We start from the raw sequence: 3,537 nt of genomic DNA on the forward strand, positions 1-3,537 counted from the left end.
CTAGCCGAAGTAAAAGAGGTTAATGCCTGGGTAGTTATACAACCTGATGATACGGTCATTATTCGTATTGCGCGTTCTGAAATGGGGCAGGGTACACTGACCGGTTTGGCGCAGATGGTTGCCGAAGAACTGGAGTGCGACTGGTCCAAGGTCACTACCGAGTATCCCACACCTGGGCAAAATCTTGCGCGCGATAAAGTATGGCGCAGTTTCTCCACTGGTGGCAGCCAGGGAATTCGCGGCAGTCACCTGTATGTACGCAAGGGTGGTGCTCTCGCACGTCACATGTTGATCGAAGCTGCGGCAGAACAATGGGAAGTACCCAAGGAGGAATGTCGAGCAGAAAACAGCGTGATTACCCACGAGCCCAGCGGCAAGACGACAAGCTATGGCAAGGTTGCCGCGGCGGCTGCTGAGTTGTTTCCCCCTGAGCATGTTGAACTTAAGGACCCGAAAGACTGGAAGCTTATCGGTAAACCGGTCGCACGTCTGGATACCGACGACAAACTCAACGGCAAACAAGTATTCGGTGCAGATTTCAAATTACCCGGCATGCTTAATGCTGCCATCAAAGCCTGCCCGGCTTTTGGTGGCACAGTTAAATCTTTTGATGATTCCAAGGTCACTAAGATGCCGGGTGTACGTAAGGTAGTGCAGGTTGAAGACTATGCCGTCGCTGTGGTTGCCGATACCTGGTGGCAGGCAAAGACGGCATTGGATGCGTTACCTGTAACCTGGGATAACGGCCCCAATGCGAATGTAAACAGTGCTTCAATTGAGCAAATGCTTGATGAAGGACTTACATCCAAAGAAAATGTATTTGTAGGCAATGAGAATGGCGATGCAAGTAAAGCATTAAAAGATGCAGCAAAGACAGTTGAAGCCACTTATTATTACCCCTATCAGAACCATGCCACCATGGAACCGATGAATGCCACCGCCCGTTGGACCCAGGATCGTTGTGAGGTCTGGTGCCCAACGCAAAACGGCGAAGCAGCACTGGAAGCCGCGGCCGAAGCAGCTAGCTTGCCGATCACGAAATGTGATGTTCATAAAATTCATCTGGGTGGGGGATTTGGGCGGCGTGGGGCTTTTCACGACTATGTTAAACAAGCCGTCGCTATTGCCAAACAACTACCGGGCACGCCAGTAAAACTGCTTTGGAGCCGTGAAGAAGATATGACGCATGGTCATTATCACCCGATCACCAAGTGCAAACTGGTGGGTGGTTTTGATGACAAAGGTAATCTTACCGGATTGCATGTTCGCATCTCCGGGCAATCTATCCTGGCCGCCGTTCGACCTCAATGGATGGCGAAGAACGGTGCGGACATGCTGACTTTTCAGGGGTTTCACAAGGACGGTGACCATGCCTTTAGTTACACGGTGCCGAATTTACTGGTCGACCATGCCATGCGAAATCCCCACGTGCCGCCGGGTTTCTGGCGCGGGGTGAACATCAATCAAAATGCGATCTATATAGAGTGTTTCATCGATGAGCTGGCCCATGCAACTGGTAAGGATCCACTGGAGTTTCGACAAAAATTAATGGCTAATCATCCCAAAAGTTTAGCCGTACTCAATGCCGTGGCGGATAAAGCTGGTTGGGGTAAGCCAGCGCCTGATGGTGCGCATCGTGGTCTGGCAGTTGTTAAAACCTTTGGCAGTTATGTTGCAGCCTGCGCGGAAGTATCAGTGGATAAAGCGGGTCAATTGAAAATCCATCGCATTGTTGCCGCAACCGATCCTGGTTATGCGGTTAATCCGCAACAGATAGAACACCAGGTCGAAGGTTCCTTTGTGTTTGGTCTTTCGGGTTTGTTGTACGGTGAATGCACCGTGAAAGATGGCGCAGTCGAGCAGAAGAACTTTAATACCTATCCTTCGATGCTGATCAATGAGATGCCCAGGGTTGAAGTGATTGTCATGCCTTCCGGCGGGTTCTGGGGCGGCATTGGTGAACCCACCATTGCGGTAGCGGCACCCGCAGTATTGAACGCAATTTTTTCCGCCACCGGAAAACGTATTCGCCAGTTTCCGCTAAAGAATGCGGACCTGCGTTCAGTGTGATTCGTGGCGGTAGCAAAGGGGTATCAATAGGTGGATACTCTTTTCCCTTATGCACACGTCGTCGCTGGAGTGCTCATCTTTATCGTTGGCTTCTGTTTTCACTGGATTGGTCAACTCATTTCAGTGCTCAATTGGGATCTTGCGACACGACTTGGTCTTCAAGAGCAAGACATGCCAGCTGAGTACAAAATTTATGAACATGCTATTGCAGTCGCAGATGTTGCAGTAGCATGGCTCTATGGTGTCGTTGCGGTGGGACTGATTATTAATGCTGAATGGGGTTACAAATTGGCATGGATTCCCGGATCAATCCTTCTTTATCACGCTATTAGTGCATGGGTGTGGGAGGGTAATCGCAGAAAATCCGGTCACCAGTTATGGAGCAAACCATTTAGAATTGGATGGTGTTCCGTAAACATGCTCACGGCAGGGCTTGCGCTGCTCGTGGCCTGGGGTGGAAAAACCAGTTAACCATTTCCTGTAGAAATTACAGTAACTAGCGCTGCTAAGTTCAACACTTAAGAATCTTTCAATAATATTGTTTGAACACTAATGGATATCCCTCTTACAGGAAAAGTCGTTTTATACATCATTATCAGTCTATTTGGTCTGTTTTGTGTCATGTTATGGGGATGGCAGTTTATGGTTCTTCGTGGGAAACCCATGAAAAACCCAGATGGCTCAGTGGACGACTGGCATGAACAAAAATTATTTTATGGTATAGCGTTAGCGGATATCGTTGTAGCAGTTCCCGTGGCGCTTCTTGGAATTACATTAATCTTTCTAAATTGGCAGATTGGCTATTTTCTTACCGGTTTGGCAAGCTTTTGGTATCTGTGGGCCAATACAATGACTACAGCGACCAGCTTACGTTTCGAAAAGCCTAAGTTCACAATTAGCTGGATAGTTACCTTCCCTTTCCAGGTGGTTCTGGCATTGTCATATCTCGTCTGGCTGCTGCTCTATTTTGAGGAAATATTTGGGTCAACCTCATGAGGCACGGTTATGTCATAATCTTTTTGAAAGTCCGATCCAGCATTATTTCTTTGTGGAATCGTCAGGTACGGTGTAAGAAATTTATAAATAAAACTGTACAAATATGAATAAACAAATCCTGTTGTTACGGCTTAGCTACTGGATTGCAGCAATTGCAGATTTTGCTATAGCAGTTTTGGTTTTAATTCCTGAAAGAATGGGGGTGTCTGAAATAGTTTATCCAATGGGTCTTATGTCTGTTATCGCTTTTTCGTGGGCAGTGATGTTATTAATTGCAGACAGGAAGCCATTAGAAAGAAGCTGGGTGTTAATTCCAACGATTCTCGTTGTTGGCTTGCTTACTACAGTACTCGCCGTTTTTGGGTTAAATGAAATCATTGAATTTCGCATTGGACTATTTATTTTTGGAATCTGTTTAACGGTCTTTATGGCTTTTAGTTATTATGACGCGAATAAAGAAATATAACTATA

At 46.9% G+C, this 3,537-nt stretch carries 4 protein-coding genes; all 4 read left to right on the forward strand.

The genetic code is table 11. The annotated features are described in order from the left end of the window. A partial coding sequence (locus ACWVCM_RS05180) for a molybdopterin cofactor-binding domain-containing protein (protein WP_455200654.1) occupies positions 1-2,070 on the forward strand: 2,070 nt, incomplete at its 5' end. 30 nt (positions 2,071-2,100) lie between these two features. Continuing rightward, positions 2,101-2,541: a hypothetical protein gene (locus tag ACWVCM_RS05185; protein WP_455200655.1), complete on the forward strand. Its 441-nt coding sequence runs from the start codon at positions 2,101-2,103 to the stop codon at positions 2,539-2,541. 81 nt (positions 2,542-2,622) lie between these two features. Further along, a complete protein-coding gene (locus tag ACWVCM_RS05190) occupies positions 2,623-3,066 on the forward strand; it encodes a hypothetical protein (protein ID WP_455200656.1) in 444 nt (147 codons plus the stop codon). Positions 3,067-3,169: 103 nt separating this feature from the next. Beyond that, the gene (locus ACWVCM_RS05195) at positions 3,170-3,532 is read left to right on the forward strand and encodes a hypothetical protein (RefSeq protein WP_455200657.1); all 363 of its coding nucleotides are present in this window, start codon (positions 3,170-3,172) and stop codon (positions 3,530-3,532) included. Positions 3,533-3,537: the final 5 nt, after the last annotated feature.

Source organism: Kaarinaea lacus, assembly GCF_975902315.1.